This window comes from Massilia brevitalea, from assembly GCF_030711405.1.
GTDB lineage: Bacteria > Pseudomonadota > Gammaproteobacteria > Burkholderiales > Burkholderiaceae_D > Telluria > Telluria brevitalea.
Window position 1 is genome coordinate 1 of record NZ_JAULSI010000002.1, and the last position, 22461, is coordinate 22461.

Sequence of the window (22461 nt, forward strand, 5' to 3'; positions counted from 1 at the left end):
GCACTCTACAGGAAAGAGTGTTGCACTTGGTTTTAGAGACTGCCCCTGCTAAAGCTCTGCTCGCCAACCATGGAAAACTAACGAATTTCTACTGTTTGGAGACATCGAATGGCTATCGACGTGTACCTACAAATTGATGGTATCAAGGGCGAATCAATGGATTCGAACCATCAAGGCTGGATTGAAATTCATTCCGCTTCGATGGGTGTTACACAACCCAAGAGTGCAACTGCCTCTACCGCCGGTGGTCATACATCCGAGCGGTGCGAACATAAAACGATTGCCCTGTCAAAGCTTGCCGATCTTGCTTCACCCATCCTCATGCAATACTGCTCAATGGGCAAAACCATACCAAAAGCGAAACTTGAATTCATGCGCGCGGATGGCGATGGCAAGCCTGTCAAATATTATGAAGTTGAGCTTGAAAATGTTCTTGTTGCAAACATGGATCAGGTCATTCATGAAGGCAGCATTCTTTATGACTCTATCGGACTTCGCTTCTCAAAAGTGAAATGGAAATACACGCAACAGAAAATTGGTGGGGGAGCTAGTGGCAACACGTTTGGCGGTTGGGACCTTGCCTGCAATCGATGCGCTTGAGGAGTGCGCATCATGCCAGACGGAGTACTAATTCAACCAAAAGATGGACGCAGCTTTTTCATGTTGCCACAGGCACCTGAAGAGGCGAATTACTATGTTTACGGAACGCCTGGCGAGGGTGCGCATCAGTATGCCCATCCGTCCATGTTGACTCTCATATTCTGGGTCGAGAAGGAATGGGCTGCTACCGAAAAACGAAAATTCGGCGTTGGAAATATTAGCATGGCCGATAAAGTCTCGACAGGAGAGCACCGTTCGCACATCAATGGCCTACAGGTAGATGTAAGACCCATGAGGAAAGATGGTCTGCATCTGCCAGTTACATGGCAACAAGCAGTTTATGATGGCGAAGCAACGGCAAAACTGATCGCCATTTTTTTCTCTCATCCACTCGTCAAGCAGGTGCTTTTCAACGATACCCGGATACCGGGTGTGCGACGTTGGGCCAAGCACGATGATCATTTTCACGTTGGGCTGAAGCTGGGGACAAAATGAAATATCTTGCCGTAGTCGTTGCCATGCTGTTGATGACGCACTCGCATGCAGAAGACAAGGACAAATGGTCAGGGAAGAATAAACCATTGGCGAATGCCACCTACCTTGTCTACTCGGGTGAGCCCGGTGATCGCGCCCCACCCACCAGTGCAGACCGGAAGCTTGCGATTGCCATCAGGGGACAAGCTGCAAAAGAGATATTCGACTCCATCGGACCGGATGCCAAAGGGGTCAGTTGCAGTCTTGAGGACGGTGAACGAATGAGAAGCAAGGGCGAAATCTGGTGCTCCTATATGCCCAGTGATGGGTATATGTGCTTCCTGGGATTCAATCTTCGCACAGGCCAGCCGCACTCTGGGGGAACTTGCTAGTCCTGGCAATTGAACAACGCCTCAAAAGGGGGCGTTGTTCCTATCGCTCCAGTTTCAGCAAAACTTCAGACGCTAATCAAAGTCCCGCCCTTGGGTTGCCGGCTGGGCGGTACAGCCGGGGCAGGCGGCTCCACCTCCTCGCGGTGCGCGTTCCCGATCCGATCCAGATCCTCTAGCCCCATCAGCGGCGCATACATCAAGTCCTGCGGATCGGTCGAGCGTTTCCAGCCCAGGTGCAGTTCGCCCACCGCACGCTTGGCCAGCTTGACCGTGCGTTCGCCGGTGCGGTCGGTCAGGCGCGGCTCGCCGTTTTCGTATTCGAACAGGCGCGCCATCGACACCACCGAGCAGTGCAGATTCGGACTGTGCATCGAGAACTGGTAGCGGAAACCGCCCGACTGGGCATTGATGTCGCGCGCGGTAATGAACAGGCGGTAGGTTGCCGGTCCCAGCCCCGGCAGGCGAGCGCTGGCGCGCACGGCCTGTTCGAGCAGCGCTTCGGCGGCATACTGCTCCGTGCCCGGCAGCCTGGACAGGCGCAGCGGCGGCAACCGCATCGCGGCCCGCACCCGGATGCCCAGCTGCCGCGCCAGCGCACGCGCGACAGTCGCCGACAAGGCTTCCGGCACGTCGTCGAGCGGCACCACATACACGGCAACGGACTCATCGCCTGACTTGAGCGCAAGCGCGGTCCCGCTGCCCAGCAGCGCAACGGCCGACAACAGCACATGACGTCTCTGCATGGACTTCCCCGGTTAAGGATAGCTATTTAATTCTTGGCAAGTTTATCCTGAGCAAATCCTGTCGTCCATGCCCCTTGCATGCGAGGCAAGATTGTTCGCCCAGCATTTCTGAAAATCGGTGTCGCCATTTGAAAAGCCCGGCCCCAGCAGCTGGCATAGAATATTTCGATACCCGGCCACGCCCGGCGAAACCAACAAGGACCACAGAGACATGACGCACCCTTCCCGCACCGGCGGCCAGATCCTGGTCGACGCGCTCCACGTCCACGGCGTCGAGATCGCCTTTGGCGTTCCCGGCGAAAGCTACCTCGACGTGCTCGACGCGCTGCACGATTCCAGCATCCGCTTCGTCATCAACCGCCAGGAAGGGGGCGCCGCGTTCATGGCCGAAGCCTACGGCAAGCTGACCGGCCAGCCCGGCATCTGTTTTGTTACGCGCGGCCCGGGCGCCACGAATGCCTCGATCGGCGTGCACACCGCCTACCAGGATTCGACGCCGATGATCCTGTTCATCGGCCAGGTCGGCAACGACTTCGTCGACCGCGAAGCCTTCCAGGAAATCGACTACCGCCGCATGTACGGCGAAATGGCGAAGTGGGTAGCGCAGATCGACCGCGCCGACCGCATCCCTGAGTACATCGCGCGCGCCTTCCAGGTTGCCACCAGCGGCCGTCCAGGCCCGGTCGTGCTGGCCCTGCCGGAAGACATGCTGATCGCAAAGGCCGAGGTGGCCGACACGCGCCGCTATGCACCGGTGCAGGCCGCACCCTCCTCGACCCAGATCGACACCCTGCGCAGCATGCTGCTTGATGCGAAGAAGCCAATCGTCCTGCTCGGCGGCGGCAGCTGGAACGCGCAGGCCTGCGCCGACCTGGCCACCTTTGCGGAAGCGAACGCGCTGCCGGTCGGCTGCACCTTCCGCTTCCAGGATTTGCTGGACAACGCGCACCCGAACTACGCGGGCGACGTCGGCATCGGCATCAACCCGAAGCTGGCCGCGCGCGTGAAAGATGCCGATCTGGTAATCGCCATCGGCCCGCGCCTGGGCGAGATGACCACCGGCGGCTACACCCTGCTCGATTCGCCGGTACCGAAACAGCGCCTGGTCCACATCCATAACGATCCCGAGGAACTCGGCAGCGTCTACCAGGCCGACCTGATGATCGCCAGCGGCGCGCCGCAAGCCTGCGCCATGCTCGCGGCCATGGAGCCGGTCGACAGCAGCGCCTGGCGCCACACGGTGGAAGAAGCCAGGGCCGATCTCGCCGCCTGGCAGGCGCAGCCGCCGATCTTCAAGGATGGCCAGGCCCCGCTCGATTTGTGGCAGGTGGTGCAGGACCTGCAGGCCGCCCTGCCCGCGGACACCATCATCACGAACGGCGCCGGCAACTACGCGAGCTGGGCGCACCGCTTCTGGCGCTATGGCGGCATGCGCACCCAACTGGCGCCGACGAATGGCGCGATGGGCTATGCTGTGCCCTCGGGCGTGGCGGCGAAAATCGTCGATCCGCAGCGCACCGTGGTGACCTTTGCCGGCGACGGCGAGTTCATGATGACGGGCCAGGAACTGGCCACCGCCGTCCAGTACGGCGCCGGCGTCGTGATCCTGGTCTTCAACAACAGCATGTTCGGCACCATCCGCATGCACCAGGAAAAAACCTATCCGGGCCGCGTGTCAGGCACTACGCTGCACAACCCCGATTTTGCAGCGCTGGCGCGCGCCTATGGCGGGCATGGCGAAGTCGTCGAACAGACCGCCGACTTCGCGCCGGCCCTGGCACGCGCACTCGAGCATGCGAACGGCAAGGGGATGCCGGCGCTGATCGAACTGCGCTACGACGGCAACCTGATTACGCCGAATGCCACGCTGGAGAGCATGCGCAAGGCGGCCGAGGCGGCGAAACAATAAGGCGCCGCGTCGGCAACAGCAAAGGAAGACGATGACTGAAGCACCCGAACTTGTCTTGTGTATACCCGGTCCCTGGACCAGCCGCGAAGAACTGCTGGAGAGCATGTCGGCGAGCGACGCCGGCTTCGTCTACGCCGGCCATTTGCTGCTCGAAATGGAAACCGGCTTCACCTGCGAGCTCGTGTTCGAAGGCGCCGACCCGGCGGTGACGGCGGCGTTCAGGGTGGCCGGGCCGCACTGGGCCGCTTCGGAGGCGATGGCGGACGTGGCCGGCCACGCTTCAGTCGTCTACCTGGCCGGCAAGGGCGGCACACGCGAAGCGGCCGAATCGATGATGCGCGCCGGTGCTGCCCTGGTCGACGCGGGCGGCCTGGGCGTGAAGGTGGACAGCACCGGCATTGCCCACGGCCCGGCCTACTGGACCGAGCTGTGCCACGAACTCCACCTGCAGACCGCGCACCGGGCGCTGGTGGTCTACATCACGGGGCAGGATGTGTATTCCTGCGGCATGCACAACTTCGGCCTGCCGGAAGCGATCGTCACGCCCGTCGATGGCGACGTGCAGGCCGCCGCCGACCTGCTGCGCACCTTTACCCACTACCTGTTTGCGCAGGCGCCGGTGTTCGAGGAAGGACATACCTTTTCGGTGAGCGAAGGCGCGCCGGTGTACCGGGTGCGCGCCGCGCCGGCCCTGGATTATGGGCCGGACTCGCTGTTCAACAATCCCTACGGGGTCTGGGAACTGGAGCCGGAGGTGCTGCAGAAGGCGGAGAAAAAGGCGGGGTGGTGGAACCGGCTGCGGCATTGAGCCGGCTGCCCGGGACGCTTAAAATATTCCCGCAAGGTAACAAATTTACCCTATCATTTGTCGCTACCCAAGCCCGATCTGGAGCGCCAGATGAACCAGCCTGTAGCAGCAGCACCGCGCATTGCGGTGCTGGTCGATTGCGATAACACCTCGCCCGAGGCGCTGGCGTTTGCGCTTGGTCTGATTCCAGCATCGGCGCGTATCGTGGTGCGCCAGGCGTATGCCAACGACGTCACGATAAGCCATCAGTGCTGGCGCGAGGCGCTGAACCGGCACGCGTTCACCCCGCTTCACCTGTTCGGTACCGGCAAGAATGCAGCAGACATCGCGCTTGCGCTCGACGCGTTCGAGCTGCTGGCGGATGGGCGCGCCGACACGTTTTATCTCCTTACCAGCGACGCCGACTTCACTGCCCTGTGCCGCAAGCTGCGTACGCGTGGCGGCAATGTATTTATCGTAGGTGAGAAGAAAACATCGGTCATGCTGCAAGAGGCCTGCACGCGTTTTCACGCGTTCACACCGGCCGCGCAGAGCGGAGCGAACAAGCCTGCGCTACCTGCACAGGCGCAGACAAAAGACCTGCTGGACTCGATTGCGCAGGCGGCCTATGCCGAGCAATCCAAGAGACAGTTAATTCATGCCGTTACCGATCTTGCCGGACAGAACAAGACAGGTTTGGTCGGATTGGGAGCACTTGGGAAGCACATGACCGAAAAGTATCAGGGATTCGTAGCAAAAAAATGTGGTTTCAAAGGGCTTGGTGCAATGGTCGCAAGCATCCCGCAGTTAACGGTACAACAGAAAAATGGCGGCGACTGGGTGGGACTGGCTTCGAAAGAAAGCAGAACTGCAAGATAGCGCCCGAGGCTTGGGTTTTCGAGCGACAGGTTGCGACACGTGTCCCCGCGATACGCACGAAACGCGTGGGCACTGGGTGCCCACCCTACGAGGATGTGAAAAAATCGCCATGGCGGCGTTGCCTCGTCTCGCCGTACGCTCGTACTGTCTTCGACTCGGCGCCTTGCCCTGACAATTTTTTCACATCCTCTACGTCATTGCCGCAGGCCGCCTCCGACCCCGGCGTAGCGATACCTCGTCCCCCACCACGCACGGCCGGGACTTGCGTATTCGTCATTACTGTGCTCTGGTAGAATACTGCGATCCTTTTCATCGTGCCGGCGCCTGATGCCGGCATGTGCATGCAGTCCGCTCCCACCACATACCCATGTTTAGTTTCTTCAAGAGAAAAAAAGCCGAAGCAGAAACCCCGGCGCCGGTCGAGCCTGTCGACAGTGCGCCTGCACCAGCGCCAGCCCTTGCCCCTGCTGTTTCCCCTGCGCCGCTCGTCACTCCCGCACCGGCGCCCGCCCCCTCGCCTGCGCTGGCCGCCGAACCCGCCCTCGTCATCGAGGAAACCGCCGAACGCCCGACCTCCCCGGCCGAGCAAAAGAAATCCTGGATGGCGCGCCTGAAGGCCGGCCTGTCCAAGACCTCCAGCAACCTCTCGCTGCTGTTCGTCGGCGCGCGCATCGACGAAGACCTGTACGAGGAGCTCGAATCCGCGCTGCTGATGTCCGACGCCGGCATGGACGCCACCGAGCACCTGCTGAATAGCCTGCGCCGCAAGGTCAAGGAAGACAAGCTGCTCGATGCCGCCGCCGTGAAAGCCGCGCTGAAGGAACTGATGATCGAGATGCTGCAGCCGCTGCAAAAGCCGCTGGAACTCGGTCGCCACGCGCCGCTGGTGATGATGATCGCGGGCGTGAACGGCGCCGGCAAGACCACCACCATCGGCAAGCTCGCCAAGCACATGCAGCGCTTCGAGCACTCGGTGCTGCTGGCCGCGGGCGACACCTTCCGCGCCGCCGCGCGCGAGCAGTTGATGGTCTGGGGCCAGCGCAACAACGTCACCGTGATTTCGCAGCAGTCGGGCGACCCGGCGGCGATTGCCTTCGATGCGGTGCAGTCGGGCAAGGCGCGCGGCGTGGACGTGGTGATGGTCGATACCGCCGGCCGCCTGCCGACCCAGCTGCACCTGATGGAAGAGCTGAAGAAGATCAAGCGCGTGATCGGCAAGGGCGCCGATGGCGCGCCGCACGAGACGCTGCTGGTCATCGACGGCAATACCGGCCAGAACGCACTGGCGCAAGTCAAAGCCTTCGACGATGCCCTGCAATTGACCGGCCTGGTGATCACCAAGCTCGACGGCACCGCCAAGGGCGGCGTGCTGGCGGCGATAGCGCGTACGCGTCCGGTGCCGGTGTACTTTATCGGCGTGGGCGAAAAGCTGGACGACCTGCAGCCTTTCAATGCAGAAGAGTTCGTTGAAGCGCTGCTGGGATAATCACACACGATGATCGAATTCCACTCCGTTTCCAAGAAATACTCCGCCGACGCCACCGCCCTGCGCGACGTGTCGCTGAACATCGGCAAGGGCGAGCTGGTGTACCTGGCCGGCCCGTCCGGCGCCGGCAAGTCGACCCTGATGAAGATGGTGGCCGCCATCGAGCGCCCCAGCAGCGGGCGCGTGATCGTGTTCGGGCAAGACATCGGCAAGATCCGCAAGGCGGGCATTCCCTTCCTGCGCCGTAACCTGGGCCTGATCTTCCAGCACCAGCGCCTGCTGAACGACCGGAATATCCTGGCCAACACCATGCTGCCGCTGCTGGTGACCGGTGCACCGAAAGCGCAGGCCGAGCAGCGCGCCCGCGCCGCCCTCGACAAGGTGGGCCTGCTGGAACGCGCCAAGGCGCATCCGCTGGAACTGTCCGGCGGCGAGCAGCAGCGCGTGGCGATTGCGCGCGCCATCGTGAATCGTCCGCAGATCATCCTGGCCGACGAACCGACCGCGAATCTCGACCGCGTGGCGGCCGACAAGGTGCTCGACGCCCTGCGCGCGTTTCACTCGGTGGGCGTGACCTGCCTGATCTCGACCCACGACGAGCAGGTGCTCGACGGCGCGGCGCGCGTGATCCGCCTGGAACATGGCCAGCTGGTGTCAAGCGGCGAGCCGAGCAGCCCCGCCACCGGCGAATTCAATATCGACGCGGGAGGTGCGGCATGAGCCCGTGGTTCCGCCAACACCGCTTCGCGCTCGGCGCGGCGCTGTCTACGGTGCGCAAGGCGCCGGGGAGTTTCCTGTTCAACGTACTGGTGGTCGCGGTGGCGCTGGCGCTGCCGTTTGCCGGCATCACCCTGCTCGACAACGTGCGGCCGATGTCCGAGCAGCTGTCCGTCGATCCCGAGGTCAGCCTGTTCGTGAAGCCCGAGGCCACGCGCGAAGAAGCCGAGGCCCTGGGGCCGCAGCTGCGCCAGATCATCGACGACAGCAAGGCGAGCATCACCTTCATCCCGCGCGAACAGGCCCTCGACGACCTGAAGGCGCGCAGCGGCCTGTCCGCCGCGCTCGACACGCTGGGCGACAATCCCCTGCCCGACAGTTATGTGATGAAACTGGCCGGCTCGGCCAGTACGGCGGACGCCTCGCGCATCGATGCCGTGGTCGAGCAGCTGCACCAGTTGCCGCACGTGGACACCGTGCAGGTCGACTCGGCCTGGGTCAAGCGCCTGGCCGCCCTGCTGGGCGTGCTGCGCCTGGTGCTGCTGTTGCTGGCGGTAACGCTGGGGGTGGTGGTGATTGCGGTGGTGTTCAATACCATCCGGCTGCAGGTGCTGACCCAGCGCGATGAAATTGCCGTCTCGAAGTTGCTGGGTGCAACCGACAACTTCATCCACCGGCCCTTCTATTACACCGGAGCCCTGCTCGGCCTGTGCGCCGGTGCGGTCGCGCTGGGCGGCGTGGCGCTGGCGCTGCAGCCGCTGAATGCGGCGATTGCCGAGTTCGCGCGCCTGTATGCGTCGGAATTCCAGCTGGCGCCGCTGAGTGCGCCTGAAGTGGGCGGCTTGCTGGCGATTAGCGCCGGCCTGGGCCTGATCGGCGCCATGCTGTCGGTGCAGCGTCACCTGGCGCGCCTGAGCTAAGTTCTTTCCACCGGACAGGCTGCCATTGCGGTCTGTCCGGGCGGCATCACCTTCTTCTTTTTCAAGTCCCCTGCTTGTGCGCCTACTTCCATCGCTGAAGTAGGACTTTGCCTCGCGCGTGTACGAACGCACGGCTTTGTGAGGCAACTAACAGAAACCGCCTTGCGCGCACCCTTACGCTGTGCCTCAAGGTCACACGCAACAGACACACATTTGAGATAACTCAATAGCAAAGCAACGATCCGCTCTACAGTAGACCGGGCGCAAATTGATGCTTAATTGCAATACTTTAGCCAGACTTAAACACCCCTGCCATTCCGAGGGGGTCGCTAGCACTCCCCACCGGAGAGTGCTAAACTGTAGCTCAAGTGAATGGTAAATGGGTTCGCTTGCATCCGGATTCAAGGCCGAAAAAATCACGCCGCGGGGTTGTCCCGCCGCTGAGATGCAGCAGAAATTACTCTACGAGGAAAAGATAATGTCCGCACAATCCGCATTGGTTCCGACCACCAGCAGCCGTGCCCTGGGACTTGGCTTCACCGGCAATCTCGGTAACATCGACGCGTATATTTCCGCGGTGAACCGTCTGCCGATGCTGACCCATGAGGAAGAAATGTCGCTGGCGAAGCGGCTGCGCGAGGCAAACGATCTCGACGCCGCACAAAAGATGGTCTTGTCCCACCTGCGCCTGGTGGTGTCGATTGCGCGCGGCTACCTGGGCTATGGCCTGCCGCACGCCGACCTGATCCAGGAAGGCAACATCGGCCTGATGAAGGCCGTGAAGCGCTTCGACCCGAACCAGGGCGTGCGCCTGGTGTCGTACGCGATGCACTGGATCAAGGCCGAGATGCACGAATACATCCTGAAGAACTGGCGTCTGGTAAAGGTCGCCACGACCAAGGCGCAGCGCAAGCTGTTCTTCAACCTGCGCAGCAACAAGGTCGGCCTGGACGCGATGTCGCCGGGCCAGGTGGATGACCTGGCCAAGCTGCTGGGCGTGAAGCGCGAAGAAGTCATCGAGATGGAAACCCGCCTCTCGGGCCGCGACATCGCCCTGGAAGCGCCGACCGACGACGAAGACGACAAGTTCTCGCCGATCGCCTACCTGTCGTCGGATCAGCAGGAACCGACCAAGGTGCTGGAAGCCGAGCAGGTCACGCGCCTGCAGTCCGAGGGCCTGGAAACGGCTTTGTCGAAGCTGGATCCGCGTTCGCGCCGCATCGTCGAAGCGCGCTGGCTGGCGAATGACGACGGTTCGGGTGCCACGCTGCATACGCTGGCCGAGGAGTTCGGCGTGTCGGCCGAGCGGATTCGCCAGATCGAATCGGCGGCGCTGAAGAAAATGAAGGGTGCGCTGGCGGCGTTTGTGTAAGCCAACAGCGGCATCGTTGTAAAAAGCGGCTCCTTCGGGAGCCGTTTTTATTGGCGTGCGCGATTCGCATACCGGCTTTCGTAGGGTGGGCACGAGTGCCCACCCTACGCCCTCATCAGATTACATGGCCGACAATCGATTCCCCGGGCCATCCGTCAACGAAAAAAAAGCGGCGGCCCCATTCCTGGAACCGCCGCTAAACCTGGCCGCAAAGTCACCCACGGCCAGCCCGACACACGGGGCTTGCCGCCCCGTCCTGTGATCGATCGATACGGATCAGTAGATCGCCTTGCCCGATGCATCCTTCAGGTTGGCTTTCCACGCGTCCTGCACCAGCTTGACGACCGATGCCGGCATCGGCACGTAGTCCAGTTCGGCGGCAGCGGCGGCGCCGCTCTTGTAGGCGTAGTCGAAGAACTTCACGACCTCTTTACCCTTGGTGGCGTCGGCCTGGGCCTTGTGCATCAGGATGTAGGACACGCCGGTGATCGGCCAGCTGTTCTTGCCGGCGGCGTCGGTCAGGATGACGGCGAAGCCCGGGGTCTTGGTCCACTCGGCGCTGGCGGCGGCGGCCTTGAAGTTTTCGTCGTCAGGCTGCAGGAACTGGCCGTCCTTGTTCTTCAGCTGGGTGTGCGACAGCTTGTTTTTCTTGGCGTAGGCCCACTCGACGTAGCCGATCGAACCCTTGATACGCTGCACGTTGGCGGCGACGCCTTCGTTGCCCTTGCCGCCCACGCCGACTGCCCATTTCACGGCGGTATTGGCGCCGATCTTTTGCTGGAATTCAGGGCTGGTCTTCGACAGGAAGTCGGTGAACAGGAAGGAGGTGCCCGAGCTGTCGGCGCGGTGGACAACGGTGATGTCGGTGTCCGGCAGCTTCACGCCCGGGTTCAGGGCGGTGATTTCCGGTGCATTCCACTTGGTGATCTTGCCCAGGTAGATGTCGGCCACGACCGGGCCGGTCAGCTTCAGCTGGCCAGGGGCCACGCCGTCGACGTTGACCACGGTGACCACGCCGCCCATGATGGCCGGGAACTGCATCAGGCCTTCGGCGTCGAGTTCAGCGGCTTTCAGGGGCATGTCCGAGGCGCCGAAGTCGACGGTCTTGGCCTTGATCTGCTTGATGCCAGCACCCGAGCCGACCGACTGGTAGTTCAGGCCGGTGCCGGTGGCAGCCTTGTACGACTCGGCCCACTTGGCGTAGATCGGGTACGGGAAGGTTGCGCCCGCGCCGGTCACGTCGGCAGCGAACGCCGACGACATCACCATTGCTGCAGCGGCGCCAGCGATCATCGTTTTGAACATGTGCTTGATTTTCATATTGTCGTAACTCGGGGGTTGGTTAAGTGACGAGGGCCAGTCTAGCCAGCGAATATGACGGCTGTATGACGCGGCTGAGCAAGATCAAACAGCAACGGCTTTGCATTCTTGCTATGCTGGCCTGCCCTCTTCACCTTGCCGCCTTCGTCCATGAACCAGACCCTGCTCGTTTCCACCCTCGTCTTCTCCATCGTCCTGCACGCGCCGGCAGCCGCCGCAAAAACGCCGGTTGCCACGGGCAGCGGCGGCGCCGTCGCCACCATCAGCGAAAAAGCCTCACAGTCCGCACTCGCCATCCTGAACAAGGGCGGGAATGCGGTCGATGCCGCCGTGGCCGCGGCGGCCACGCTGGGCGTGACCGACCCGTTCAGTTGCGGCATCGGCGGCGGCGGCTTCATGGTGATCTACCTGGCCAAGGACAAGCGCGTGATCACGGTCGATCACCGCGAGACGGCGCCCGCCGCGTTCACGCCGGCGGTGTTCCTGGAAAACAGCAAGGAGATCGACTTCGAGACGGCGGTGGCAAGCGGCGCGGCGGTCGGCGTGCCGGGCACGGTGCGTGGCTGGCATGAAGCGCTGGAACGCTACGGCACCATGGGCTTCAAGCAGGTGCTGGCGCCGGCCATCGGCGTGGCCGATAAAGGCTTTACGGTCAGTGAAACTTTCTCTCATTTGACACGCGAAAATGAAAGAAAATTTCAACAGTTCTCGAGCACCAGCGCGCTGTACCTGCGGGGCGGCAAGGCGGTCGCGCCGGGTACCGAACTGCGTAACCCGGACATGGCCAAGGCCTACCGCGAAATCGCTGCGCGCGGCTACAAGGCCTTCTACGAAGGACCGATGGCGCGCGCGATCGTCGATGCCGTCAACCGGCCGCCGCTGGCCGCCGGCGCCCAGGTCCGCGCCGGCAGGATGACGCTGGCCGACCTGGCCAACTACGAAGCGCGCATCCGCCAGCCGATTGTCAGCAGCTACCGTGGCTACCAGGTCTACGGCATGCCCCTGCCCAGCAGCGGCGGCATCGCCGTGGCCGAGGCGCTGAACATCCTCGAGGGCTACGACCTGAAGGCCTTGCCGCGCGCGGATGCCGAGCACCTGTACCTGGAAGCGAGCCGCCTCGCTTTTGCCGACCGCAATGCCTATCTGGCCGATCCGGAATACGTGGATGCGCCAGTGGCCGGCTTGCTGACCAAGGAATTCGCGGCGCAGCGGCGCGCGCTGATCGATCCGAAGCGGGCGGCGGCCGACGTGGCGGCGGGCGATCCCTACCCTTTCCAGGATGACCCGAGCATTCCGCTGCGTCCCAAGCAGCCACGCCCACTGCAGAAGGAAAGCCCGCACACCACCCACCTGACGGTGTCGGACAAGGACGGCAATGTCGTGTCCTACACCTTCACCATCGAATCCTGGGGCGGCAGCGGCATCGTGGTGCCGGGCTACGGCTTCTTGCTGAACAACGAGATGACCGACTTCGATTTTTCAGGCCCGCGTCCGAACGTGCCCGAAGCGGGCAAGCGTCCGCGCAGCAGCATGGCCCCGACCATCGTGCTGAAAGACGGCAAGCCGGCCTTCAGTATCGGTAGCCCAGGCGGCGCGACCATCATCACCACGGTGCTGCAAACCATCGTCAACCACATCGACTTCGGCATGCCGATGTCCGATGCGATCAACGCGCCGCGCCTGTCCGAGCGCAATGGCGCGACGACCTCGGTCGAGCCGGGCTTTGCCGGCAGTGCCCAGGCCCGGGCGCTGGAAGCCTTCGGCCACAAGTGGGAGGCGCCGGCCGAGGAGATCGGCGCCGCGAACGCCATCGTGTTCAATCCGGATGGCACAGTGACGGCGGTCAGCGAAGGCAAGCGGCATGGGGTTGGTACGGCCCTGGTCCAACGCCGCGGTCACTGAAGGGGTTCGATTGGCCGCCAGACCATGGAAGGCGGTCAGCGCGATCGCTCCGCGGCGGCATTTCAACCGATCACGTGCCGTACCGCGTGGGCTCGAGAGCCCACCCTACCACTGCGCGACATCGTCGCGGCCGATTGCATCCATACCGGTGGGTTCGAAGACGCAATTCAGGCCAAGCGCCCTGCCGGGAAAGCATACGGCGCCGTCCTGGCACGCCTGAATCCGTTCGCGACCAGCGCAATGGCGATGAGGATGCTGGCCAGCGCCGCCCCTGCAAGCACCGGCAGCCCAAATACCGCGTGCGCGGCGGCGCCTACTGCAAAGCTGATGCAGACCGACAGCACGAACCCGCACAGCAGCCGCCAGCCCAGCAGCCCGGCGTGATGCGCATGGTCGCGCAGGTTGGCGGCCACCACCGGCAGCGTCAGGCAGCACAGGCAAACCTGCATGCCGAGGTCGGCGGAGGATGCGCCGCTCAACAGGCCCAGGCACAGCACCGTCGCCGCCAGCATCGCCCACTCCAGCAGCCCCACACGCAGCAGCGTGCGCGCCAGGTGGCGGTTGAAGGCCGGCGCGCCCGCCGGCAGCGGCGGCACCAGGCGCATCAGGGCCTGCTCGGCAGCGGTGTCCTTCAGGCGCACGTTGCGCCGTTCGCAGTCGAACAGCGCGCCCAGCATCAGCAGCGCGGCGCCGGCCCAGCCGATATTCGCCGTCATCTCCTGCAGTTCAAGGCTGCCGAAGGCATGCAGCAAGCCCACGGCAACGACGCCGGCGGCCAGAATGCCGCCCATCGCCAGTGCCCGATATACCCAGTGGTTGCGGGCGCCAAGCAGGTGGCCGAGCAGGCGGCCGCTGTTGCGCGCCGCGCTGTCGCGGCGCAGCACCCATTCGTAGAGCGAAGCGCCGATCCGGTGCTGCTTGCGCTCCTTGAACTGGCCTGCCGCCGTCAGCTTCTCGGCCTGCAGGATCTGGGCTTCGCGCGCCGCGTAATGGCGCTCGCCGCCGTTCAGGAACATCCATTGCAGCGCCAGCGCGCCGAAGGCCAGCATCAGGAGCGCGGCCACGGCGAAGCCGGTGCCGCCCTTCAGCTGGTCGATCAGCCCCGCCGGCAGATGCTGGTTGAAGACGATGCAGGTCCATGCCGCGAACTGCACCCAGGCCCCCGCGCGGTTGCCGCTCTGGCCCAGGCCATAGGCGGCGAGCCAGGTGCCGGTACCGAGGAAGACCAGCGCCGGCGACAGCTTCGTGCCTTGCGCCATCAGGGCGCTCGACACGATGGCGACCAGCCAGACCAGCGCCGTCAGCTCGATCAGGCGGCGGCGCAGGCGCGGCACCAGGCGCGCCGTGAAAGGCGAATTCAGCTTCACCGCGCCGGGCACGAAATACAGCATCCATCCCATCATCACGCCACCAAGCGCGACCCGCACCGCGAAGCTGGCGGTCAGCAGCGGGTCGGCGTTCTTCAGCTGGACCAGCAAGGCGACCACCAACGTGGCGACGCCGGTCAGCCCCAGCACGATGGCGCTGGCCCGCGGATGGCGCGTGCTGAGCGCCATGCGCCACAACAGCCAGTAATCGGCCGCGGGCCCCTTCAGGGCGGCGCTCATTGCGTCACCTCGATGAACAGGTCTTCCAGGCTGAGCGCCTCGACGCGCACGCCGCCTTCCTTGCCCAGCTGCGCCAGGCCGGCGCCGCCATGCGTGATGACGCTGACGCTGCCGTCCGGCGTGCGCTGGCGCCGCAGTTCGCCGGCCAGCTGCCTGCCGTCGAGGAGCGCCGCCGGTCCCACCACGCGGCGCGCGCCTTCGAGCAGTTCGTCGAGGCGGCCCTGCAGCGCGATCCTGCCGTCCTTCAGGAAGGCGAGATCCAGCGCCACCCGCTCCAGGTCGGACAGGATGTGGGTCGAGAACACCACCGTGGTGCCGCGCTCGATCACGCCGTCGATCAGCTCGCGCAGGAATTCGCGGCGCCCGACCGGGTCGAGCGCCGACACCGGCTCGTCCAGCACCAGCAGCTCCGGGTCGTGCGCCAGCGCGCGGATGATGGATAAACGCTGCTGCTCGCCGCCCGAGAGCTTGCTGATCGGCTTGTTCTGCATGAGCTGGTCGAAGCCCCAGCGTGCCAGCAGGCCGTCGACCTTGGCGCCGTTCCAGCGCGGATACAGGGCCTTGAAGTAATTTAGCATCTGGCGCGGCGTCATCCACTCGAACAGGTCCGACTTCTGCGGCACGTAGCCGATGCGGGCGCGGGTGGCGTCGCTCAGGTGGGTCACGTCCTCGCCGTAGATGCGCACCGCGCCCCCATCAAGTTCGCGCAGGCCGAGCAGGCATTCGAGCAGGGTCGACTTGCCGGCGCCGTTACGGCCCAGCAGGCCAATCACCTGGCCCGGCATCACCTGCCAGTCGAGCCCACTCAACACGATGGCGCTGCCGAAGTACTTGCTGATATCGGTGCTCTGGATGATCGGAGTAGTCATGCTTGTTCCTTCAGGATCTGGATGAAGAGGGAGACGACGGTGTCGGAATCGAGTTCGAGCTGGCGCGCTTCCATGGCGGCGCGCTCCAGGGTGGGACGCAGCAGTTGTGCGCGCTCCTGCGCGCTTTGCGCGGTGCTGGCACGCGCGGCTACTTCCATGCCCAGGCCGCGGCGGCGGGTCAGCACGCCTTCCATCTCGAGCAGGCTGTATGCCTTGGAGACGGTCATCGGGTTCAGGGCCAGGGCCTGGGCGACCTCGCGCACCGAGGGCATGCCGTCGCCCGGGGCCATCTGGCCGGCGGCGACCAGGCGCTTGACCTGGTCGACCAGCTGGCGGTAGATGGGCTCGGACGAGCCGGTCGCGATGGAAAACAGGCGGGCGGCGTGGTTGGTCATGGTGTATAGCTGTATTAGTTACTTAATACAGTAGACGTTAACCAAAAGCATGTCAAGCCGATTTTCGTAGGGTGGGCACTCTGTGCCCACGCGGTTACGTGCCCGGCTGGTGGACACGTTCGGGGAGGTGTCGCTCGCGGTGCAGGCAAAGGCCAGGAAGGTGTCTGGTCGGGCTTGACGTTTGGGGGCGAGATATCGCGGTTAACGCAGGAAGCTGGCGCACGTAACCGCGTGGGCACGGAGTGCCCACCCTACGGGAGACGTATCGTCCAACAGCAGGCGTCAGCGTAATGCAGGCATAAAAAAACCGGGGCACAGGCCCCGGTTCGTGTCCTACGCAATCAAGCGCAGATTACAGGTGCGGCGTGATCGACGGCATCAAATCGTCAAACGTACGGCCGCTGGCGTTCTCGCCGATCGCGTGCATCTTCCATTCGCCATTGTGACGGTACAGCTTGGCCATCACCTGCGCGGTGTGGGCGCCCTGCACCGACAAATCGTAGCGCGCCACTTCCTTGTTGCCGTTGGAGTCGACCAGGCGGCAATAGGCGTTCTGCACCTGCGAGAAGTTCTGGCCGGTGAAGCTGTTCACGGTGAACACCAGCGACTTCACCGTGGCAGGCACGCTTGAGAGGTCGACGTTGATCTGCTCGTCGTCGCCATCGCCGGCGCCGGTGCGGTTGTCGCCGGTGTGATTGACGCTGCCGTCCTTGCTTTTCAGCTGGCGGAACCAGACCGTGTCGACCGGACGGTTGGCCTCGTCGAACATGACCACCGAGGCGTCGAGGTCGACGCTTTCGGTCTTGCTGCCGAAGCCGAGGAAGCCCTTGGTCTTGATGGCGTCCCAGCCCAGGCCCATGGTCACGCGGGTGAGTGCGCCGCCGCCCTCTTTCGAGAGCGAGATTTTCTGGCCTTTTTGCAGACTGACTGACATTGTGTAGCTCCTTAATTATTTGCCGGGGGTTTGCATCCACGCCTTGAAGGCGGTGCGGTTACGCGAACACACGTAGACCTTGCCCTTGCCCGAAAAGCGCAGGACCATGCCCTCGCCACTGGTTTGGCTGTTGATCAGGTTACCCAGGAAGCCGCCGCTGGTGCCGGTCGTGATCGAGATCTCGTAGCGCAGGGTGCTGTCCCAGCACACCACGTGCGAGTTGTCGATGATCGCATCCTTGCCCGGTTCCACGTCCAGCATCGACATCGACCCGAAGCCCGACACCACCACCTGGCCCTGGCCGCTCGTCTCGGTGACGAAGAAGCCGCCGCTGTTGGCGAACAGCGCGTTGCCCAGGCTCTGGGTACGCACCTTCAGGTCCACACCGGACGTGGCGGCCACGAAGGCGCCGTCGCTGATGATGTAGTGGTTCGGGCCGACGTCGACGACCTGCATCGCGCCCGGCAGGGTCGGCGACAACAGGCAATCGCCGTCGCCGCGCGCCGCTTCGATGTGCTGCTGGAAGAAGGACTCGCCGTTGGCGAAGGTGCGCATCAGCGCGCTGCCGAGCCCGCCCTTCATCTTGCCTTTCAGGTCGAGCGTCGATTCCATCATCACCATCGCGTCGGATTCGCAATAGATGGTCTCGCCCTTCCTCATCGACACGTGCAGGAAGGGATCGACATCCCCGGTCACGGTAAAAGTTGGCATTGCTAAGCTTCCTCTCAAGGTGCGGTCCCGGTCGTGGGACCGCGAACCTGAATTAAATTAAACGTTGACGCCGTAGTTCTTGGCGAGTGGCCCCAGGCCGCCCTGGAAGCCCTGGCCAATGGCGCGGAATTTCCAGTCGGCGCCGTTACGATACACCTCGCCGAAGATCATTGCTGCTTCGGTCGAGCCGTCTTCCGACAAATCGTAGCGCGCGATTTCCGCGTCGCCGTTGGCGTTGACGCAGCGGATGAAGGCCTTGCCGACCATGCCGAAGTTCTGGCGGCGCGCGTCGGCGTCGTGGATGGTCACGGCCAGCACGATCTTGTCGACATCGGCCGGGACCTTGGTCAGGTCGACGGACACGTATTCGTCGTCGCCTTCGCCGGCGCCGGTGGTGTTGTCGCCGGAGTGGACGACCGAGCCGTCGGCCGACTTCAGGTTGTTGTAGAAGATGAAGTCGGCGTCCGAACGCACCTTGCCGGACGAGTTCAGCAGGAAGACGGCGCCGTCGAGGTCGAAGCCGGCGCCATCGGTGGCGCGGGTATCCCAGCCGAGGCCGACCTTCAGGTTGGTCAGGCCAGGCGCCTCTTTCGACAGGTTGACGTTACCGCCTTTTTGCAGACTGATTGCCATGATGTGTTTCTCCTAAAAGTTGAGAACTGCTTTTTTGAACACCGGGTTATACGCGCAGCGAGCTGGTGTTCTGCCGCTCGCCGGGCGGTTCGTTGTGCGGGGCGCCTTTTGTGGCGCTCTCGCGTGATTCTTTGACGCTGTTCTTGCGGTCAGACCGCGTGGGCACGAGTGCCCACCCTACGAACATCGGGCTTTTGTAGGGTGGGCACTTGTGCCCACGCGGTACAACGTTTCCCCATCGAGACGGTGGCAAACAACCGGCCACCATCCCAACTACGATCAAGCCAACTGCTTCCCCTCAGCCGCCTCAAGCGCAGCATGCTTCTTCTTGTACCGAATCGACGACCACAGCGAGGCAGCAATGAACGCCACACCCGTCAAGCCGGTGATCAGCTCAGGCACATGCACATGCATACTCACCAGCATGATCACGGCCAGGATACCGATCGCATAGTGCGCGCCGTGTTCCAGGTAGACGAACTCGTCCAGCGTGCCCTTGCGCACCAGGTACACCGTCATCGAACGCACGAACATTGCACCGATCGCCAGGCCCAGCATGATGATCACGACATCCGAGGTGATCGCAAACGCGCCGATCACGCCGTCGAAGGAGAACGATGCATCGAGCACTTCGAGGTACAGGAAGCCGCCGATACCGCCGCGCTTGACCATGTCGCCGACATTGCTGTTGGCATCGGATTCGCTCTTTTCCAGCAGCCCGCTGATCATGTCCACGCCGACGTAGACCAGGATGCCCCAGATACCTGCGACCAGAACAATCATCCTTTGGCCGGCATCAACGAAGGTCGATGCGAACAGCAGCGACGCCAAGGCCACCATCACCGAGATCGACGAGACACGGCCCAGCGCGCCGAGCTTCTTCTCGAAGTTGCCCAGCCAGTGGGTTTCCTTCTCATCGTCGAGCAGGAAGTTCAGGAAGACCAGCAGCAGGAACATACCGCCAAAGGCCGCCACTTCCGCATGGTGCGCCGTCAGGTGACCGGAGAACGCTTTCGGATCGGTCAGCGCCAGGTTCCAGACTTCGGTTGCACCCAGGTCGGCCGCCACGGCCACGATAACCAGCGGGAAGACCAGGCGCATGCCGAACACGGCGATGATCATGCCCAGGCCCAGGAACAGCTTCAGCCAGAATTCATCCCAGCCCTTCAGCACGGACGCATTCACGACCGCATTGTCGAACGACAGCGAGACTTCCATGATCGACAGGATGGCGGCAACGCCGACCGCAGTCAGCATGCCGGACATGCCGCCATGGTCGTAACCCCACCAGGCCGCGAGACCCATACAGATGAATGTGACGAGGAAAGATCCCCGGAAATGCTTCATATTGTTTTCCCTTCTATGTGAAAGTTGATACAACGCAGTGTAGAGCTGTACGCTTCATAGAAAAAGCGAAGATAATCGAAGTATTACTTCGGAAAAACGGAAGAGTATGAAAAACACCGTCACCAATTTCCGTCACCTGCACTATTTCTGGGTGGTGGCCAAGGAAGGCAGCATTACCCGCGCCGCCGAGCGCCTGGGCCTGGCGGTGCAGACCGTCAGCAGCCAGATTACCCTGCTTGAGCAGGCAGTTGGAAAATCATTGTTCACTCAACAAGGCCGGCGCCTGACGCTCACCGAAGCCGGCCGCCTGGCCCTGGGCTACGCCGACCAGATTTTCCTGCTGGGCGAGCAGATGCAGGAAGCGCTGGACGGCGCCGGCAACCTGCGCACGCGCCTGACGGTGGGCATCGCCGACTCGCTGCCGAAGCTGACCGCCTTCCGCCTGCTCGAAGTCACCACCAAATTGACGACGCCGGTACGCCTGGTCTGCTACGAAGACCAGCACGACGCCCTGCTGGCCGACCTGGCCCTGCACAAGCTCGACGTGGTGCTGACCGACCATCCGCTGGCCAGCGGCAGCACGCTGCGCGTGTTCTCGCACCTGCTGTTCGAAAGCGAGATGCTGGTGGTCGGCACCAGGGTGCTGGCGGCGCGATGGGGCGCAGATTTCCCGCAGGGCTTGAAGGGCGCGCCGTTCCTGCTGCCTACGCGCAATAATGCATTGCGGGGCCGGATCGACGCCTGGCTCGACGTGCATGGCGTGCAGCCCGACGTGGTCGGCGAGTTCGAGGACAACGCCTTGTTGACGACCTTCGGGCGGCGCGGGCTGGGGCTGTTCTTCGCCCCGGCGGCGCTGGCCACCGACCTGGCCGAGCAGCTCGAAGCCGAGGTCGTGGGCCGCGTGCCCGGCGTGCGCGAGCAGTTCTATGCGATCTCGAACGAGCGCAAGATCCAGCACCCGGCCGTCGAAGCCATCCTTGCCGCTGTGCATGAAGGCATGCTTGGCGCCGCTTGAGTTGTACAATGGACATCGGCCATGCCTTCGGCTGAACGCGCTGGCCACAATTTTATTCACTCACCTTTGATATGGAAAATATTTTATTTGTCGTTCTGGCATTGTTTCTCGTTGCATTGAACGGCTTTTTCGTGGCGGCGGAATTCGGCATCGTCACCCTGCGCAAGACGCGCGTACGGGCAATTGCCAAGACCACCGGCCTGCGCGGCAGCATCCTCTCGAAAGTCCACGGCCAGCTCGACGCCTACCTGTCGGCCTGCCAGCTCGGCATCACCCTCGCCTCGCTCGGCCTGGGCTGGGTCGGCGAGCCGGCCTTTGCCAGCCTGCTCGAACCGCTGTTCGCACTGGTCGGCGTCACCTCCGAGAAAATCATCCACGGCGTCTCCTTCGTGGTCGCCTTCAGCGTGATTTCCTTCCTGCACATCGTGGTCGGCGAACTGGCGCCGAAATCGCTGGCGATCCGCATTCCCGAATCCGTCGCCCTGTGGTGCGCCCTGCCGCTGTACGGCTTTTACTGGGCCATGTACCCCTTCATCTTCGTGCTCAACGCCAGCGCCAACATGGTGCTGCGCGTGGCCGGCCTGGCCGGCGCCGGCAACCACGACACGCATTACTCGACCGAGGAACTGAAGCTGATCCTGCGCACCAACACCAGCACCGGCAAGGAAAAGTTCACCCACGACGAGCGCCACATCCTGGCCCAGTCGCTGGAATTCTCGGAAATGGCCGTGTCCGACCTGATGCGACCGATTAACGAAGTCATCGCCCTGCACGAGGATGTGTCGATCGAGGAAAACCTCGACACCGTGCGCCGCAACCGCTTTTCGCGCTATCCCTATTTCGACGAGGAAGGCGAAGAGGTGCTGGGCGTGATCCACCTGAAGGATTTGTTCTTCGCCCAGCAGTCGGGCAAGGACATCGCCGACCTGTCGCAATACCTGCGCCCGGTCGAGACGATTTCCGCGCGCACGCCGGCGCAGGACATCTTCCGCCGCTTCCGCACCGGCGCCCCGCACTTCGCCCTGATCGGCGAAAAAGGCAAGCGCCCGGTCGGCTTCATCACGCTCGATAATTTGCTGGGCGCGATGGTCGGCGAAATCCGCGACGAATTCCGCCTCAACGAAAACGACTGGCTGCCGCAGTCCGACGGCACCTACATCGGCAAGGCGAGTTTGCCGATCTACTCGCTCGAACGCCTGCTCGGCATCGACATCGACAACGAGGAAATGGGCCTGGACGACGTCGAATCCGTGGGCGGCCTCTTGATGGCGAAGCTGGGCGATATTCCAAAACAGGGCCAGCGCATCGAGTTCCCGAAATTCGACGTGGTGGTAAAAAAGACGAACGGCCCGCGCATCCTGCTGGTGAAAGTGATCCCGCGCCTGGAGCGCGGCGAGGACGAGGACGAACACATTTAAGCGGACGGGCCGCGCACCGGTATAATCGATC

The 22461-nt window shown here is 63.1% G+C and carries 22 protein-coding genes; 13 read left to right on the plus strand and 9 right to left on the minus strand.

What is annotated here, in order from left to right; all coding sequences use genetic code 11:
• The first annotated feature begins 108 nt into the window (after positions 1-108).
• Genes QWL29_RS00920 through QWL29_RS00930 form a run of 3 tightly spaced genes read left to right on the plus strand, consistent with a single transcriptional unit; the run spans position 109 to position 1466 of the window.
• Positions 109-600 (plus strand): Hcp family type VI secretion system effector, encoded by a 492-nt coding sequence (locus QWL29_RS00920; RefSeq protein ID WP_305821010.1) that lies wholly within the window; start codon positions 109-111, stop codon positions 598-600.
• A gap of 12 nt (positions 601-612) precedes the next feature.
• Positions 613-1095, plus strand: a complete 483-nt coding sequence (locus QWL29_RS00925) for a M74 family metallopeptidase (RefSeq protein ID WP_305821011.1) — start codon at positions 613-615, stop codon at positions 1093-1095.
• Entirely contained in the window at positions 1092-1466 is a 375-nt protein-coding gene (locus QWL29_RS00930; RefSeq protein WP_305821012.1) for a hypothetical protein, read from the plus strand. Before QWL29_RS00925 ends, QWL29_RS00930 begins: the two co-directional genes overlap by 4 nt.
• A gap of 65 nt (positions 1467-1531) precedes the next feature.
• On the opposite strand, the gene QWL29_RS00935 is transcribed toward QWL29_RS00930, so the two are convergent.
• Positions 1532-2209 (minus strand): zinc metalloprotease, encoded by a 678-nt coding sequence (locus tag QWL29_RS00935; protein WP_305821013.1) that lies wholly within the window; start codon positions 2207-2209, stop codon positions 1532-1534.
• Positions 2210-2420: 211 nt separating this feature from the next.
• Here QWL29_RS00935 and QWL29_RS00940 point away from each other — a divergent pair, with 211 nt between their 5' ends.
• The 7 genes from QWL29_RS00940 (at position 2421) to rpoH (ending at position 10279) form a co-directional block, all read left to right on the plus strand.
• Positions 2421-4118, plus strand: a complete 1698-nt coding sequence (locus QWL29_RS00940; protein ID WP_305821014.1) for a thiamine pyrophosphate-binding protein — start codon at positions 2421-2423, stop codon at positions 4116-4118.
• 31 nt (positions 4119-4149) lie between these two features.
• Positions 4150-4926, plus strand: a complete 777-nt coding sequence (locus tag QWL29_RS00945; RefSeq protein WP_305821015.1) for a DUF4261 domain-containing protein — start codon at positions 4150-4152, stop codon at positions 4924-4926.
• 90 nt (positions 4927-5016) lie between these two features.
• Positions 5017-5784, plus strand: a complete 768-nt coding sequence (locus QWL29_RS00950) for an NYN domain-containing protein (protein ID WP_305821016.1) — start codon at positions 5017-5019, stop codon at positions 5782-5784.
• A gap of 367 nt (positions 5785-6151) precedes the next feature.
• Positions 6152-7270: a signal recognition particle-docking protein FtsY gene (gene ftsY, locus QWL29_RS00955; RefSeq protein WP_305821017.1), complete on the plus strand. Its 1119-nt coding sequence runs from the start codon at positions 6152-6154 to the stop codon at positions 7268-7270.
• Between the two features lie 9 nt (positions 7271-7279).
• Positions 7280-7990, plus strand: coding sequence for a cell division ATP-binding protein FtsE (locus QWL29_RS00960; protein ID WP_305821018.1), 711 nt, complete (start codon positions 7280-7282; stop codon positions 7988-7990).
• Positions 7987-8907: a permease-like cell division protein FtsX gene (gene ftsX, locus QWL29_RS00965; protein WP_305821019.1), complete on the plus strand. Its 921-nt coding sequence runs from the start codon at positions 7987-7989 to the stop codon at positions 8905-8907. Before QWL29_RS00960 ends, ftsX begins: the two co-directional genes overlap by 4 nt.
• 478 nt (positions 8908-9385) lie before the next feature.
• Positions 9386-10279, plus strand: a complete 894-nt coding sequence (rpoH, locus tag QWL29_RS00970) for an RNA polymerase sigma factor RpoH (protein WP_305821020.1) — start codon at positions 9386-9388, stop codon at positions 10277-10279.
• 276 nt (positions 10280-10555) lie between these two features.
• Here rpoH and pstS read toward each other — a convergent pair whose 3' ends face one another.
• Positions 10556-11584 (minus strand): phosphate ABC transporter substrate-binding protein PstS, encoded by a 1029-nt coding sequence (pstS, locus tag QWL29_RS00975; RefSeq protein WP_370663652.1) that lies wholly within the window; start codon positions 11582-11584, stop codon positions 10556-10558.
• Between the two features lie 165 nt (positions 11585-11749).
• On the opposite strand from pstS, the gene ggt reads away from it, so the two are divergent.
• Positions 11750-13501 carry a gamma-glutamyltransferase gene (gene ggt, locus QWL29_RS00980; RefSeq protein WP_305821022.1) on the plus strand — a complete coding sequence of 584 codons (1752 nt, stop codon included), beginning with the start codon at positions 11750-11752 and terminating at the stop codon, positions 13499-13501.
• A 167-nt stretch (positions 13502-13668) separates the two neighbouring features.
• On the opposite strand, the gene QWL29_RS00985 is transcribed toward ggt, so the two are convergent.
• From QWL29_RS00985 to QWL29_RS01015, 7 genes are all read right to left on the minus strand, one after another.
• Positions 13669-15108, minus strand: a complete 1440-nt coding sequence (locus QWL29_RS00985; RefSeq protein WP_305821023.1) for a hypothetical protein — start codon at positions 15106-15108, stop codon at positions 13669-13671.
• Positions 15105-15977: an ABC transporter ATP-binding protein gene (locus QWL29_RS00990; RefSeq protein WP_305821024.1), complete on the minus strand. Its 873-nt coding sequence runs from the start codon at positions 15975-15977 to the stop codon at positions 15105-15107. Before QWL29_RS00990 ends, QWL29_RS00985 begins: the two co-directional genes overlap by 4 nt.
• The gene (locus QWL29_RS00995; RefSeq protein WP_305821025.1) at positions 15974-16372 is read right to left on the minus strand and encodes a GntR family transcriptional regulator; all 399 of its coding nucleotides are present in this window, start codon (positions 16370-16372) and stop codon (positions 15974-15976) included. Before QWL29_RS00995 ends, QWL29_RS00990 begins: the two co-directional genes overlap by 4 nt.
• Positions 16373-16724: 352 nt before the next feature.
• Positions 16725-17306, minus strand: coding sequence for a TerD family protein (locus QWL29_RS01000; protein ID WP_305821026.1), 582 nt, complete (start codon positions 17304-17306; stop codon positions 16725-16727).
• Between the two features lie 15 nt (positions 17307-17321).
• Positions 17322-18017: a TIGR00266 family protein gene (locus tag QWL29_RS01005; RefSeq protein ID WP_305821027.1), complete on the minus strand. Its 696-nt coding sequence runs from the start codon at positions 18015-18017 to the stop codon at positions 17322-17324.
• Positions 18018-18074: 57 nt separating this feature from the next.
• On the minus strand, positions 18075-18650 hold the full coding sequence (locus tag QWL29_RS01010) for a TerD family protein (RefSeq protein ID WP_305821028.1): 576 nt from the start codon (positions 18648-18650) through the stop codon (positions 18075-18077).
• A 279-nt stretch (positions 18651-18929) separates the two neighbouring features.
• Positions 18930-19997: a DUF475 domain-containing protein gene (locus tag QWL29_RS01015; protein ID WP_305821029.1), complete on the minus strand. Its 1068-nt coding sequence runs from the start codon at positions 19995-19997 to the stop codon at positions 18930-18932.
• 106 nt (positions 19998-20103) lie between these two features.
• Between QWL29_RS01015 and nhaR the strand changes: the two genes are divergently transcribed.
• Together nhaR and QWL29_RS01025 are read left to right on the plus strand one after the other, a co-directional pair.
• Positions 20104-21012, plus strand: coding sequence for a transcriptional activator NhaR (gene nhaR, locus QWL29_RS01020; protein ID WP_305821030.1), 909 nt, complete (start codon positions 20104-20106; stop codon positions 21010-21012).
• Positions 21013-21083: 71 nt separating this feature from the next.
• Positions 21084-22430 carry a hemolysin family protein gene (locus tag QWL29_RS01025; RefSeq protein WP_305821031.1) on the plus strand — a complete coding sequence of 449 codons (1347 nt, stop codon included), beginning with the start codon at positions 21084-21086 and terminating at the stop codon, positions 22428-22430.
• Positions 22431-22461: the final 31 nt, after the last annotated feature.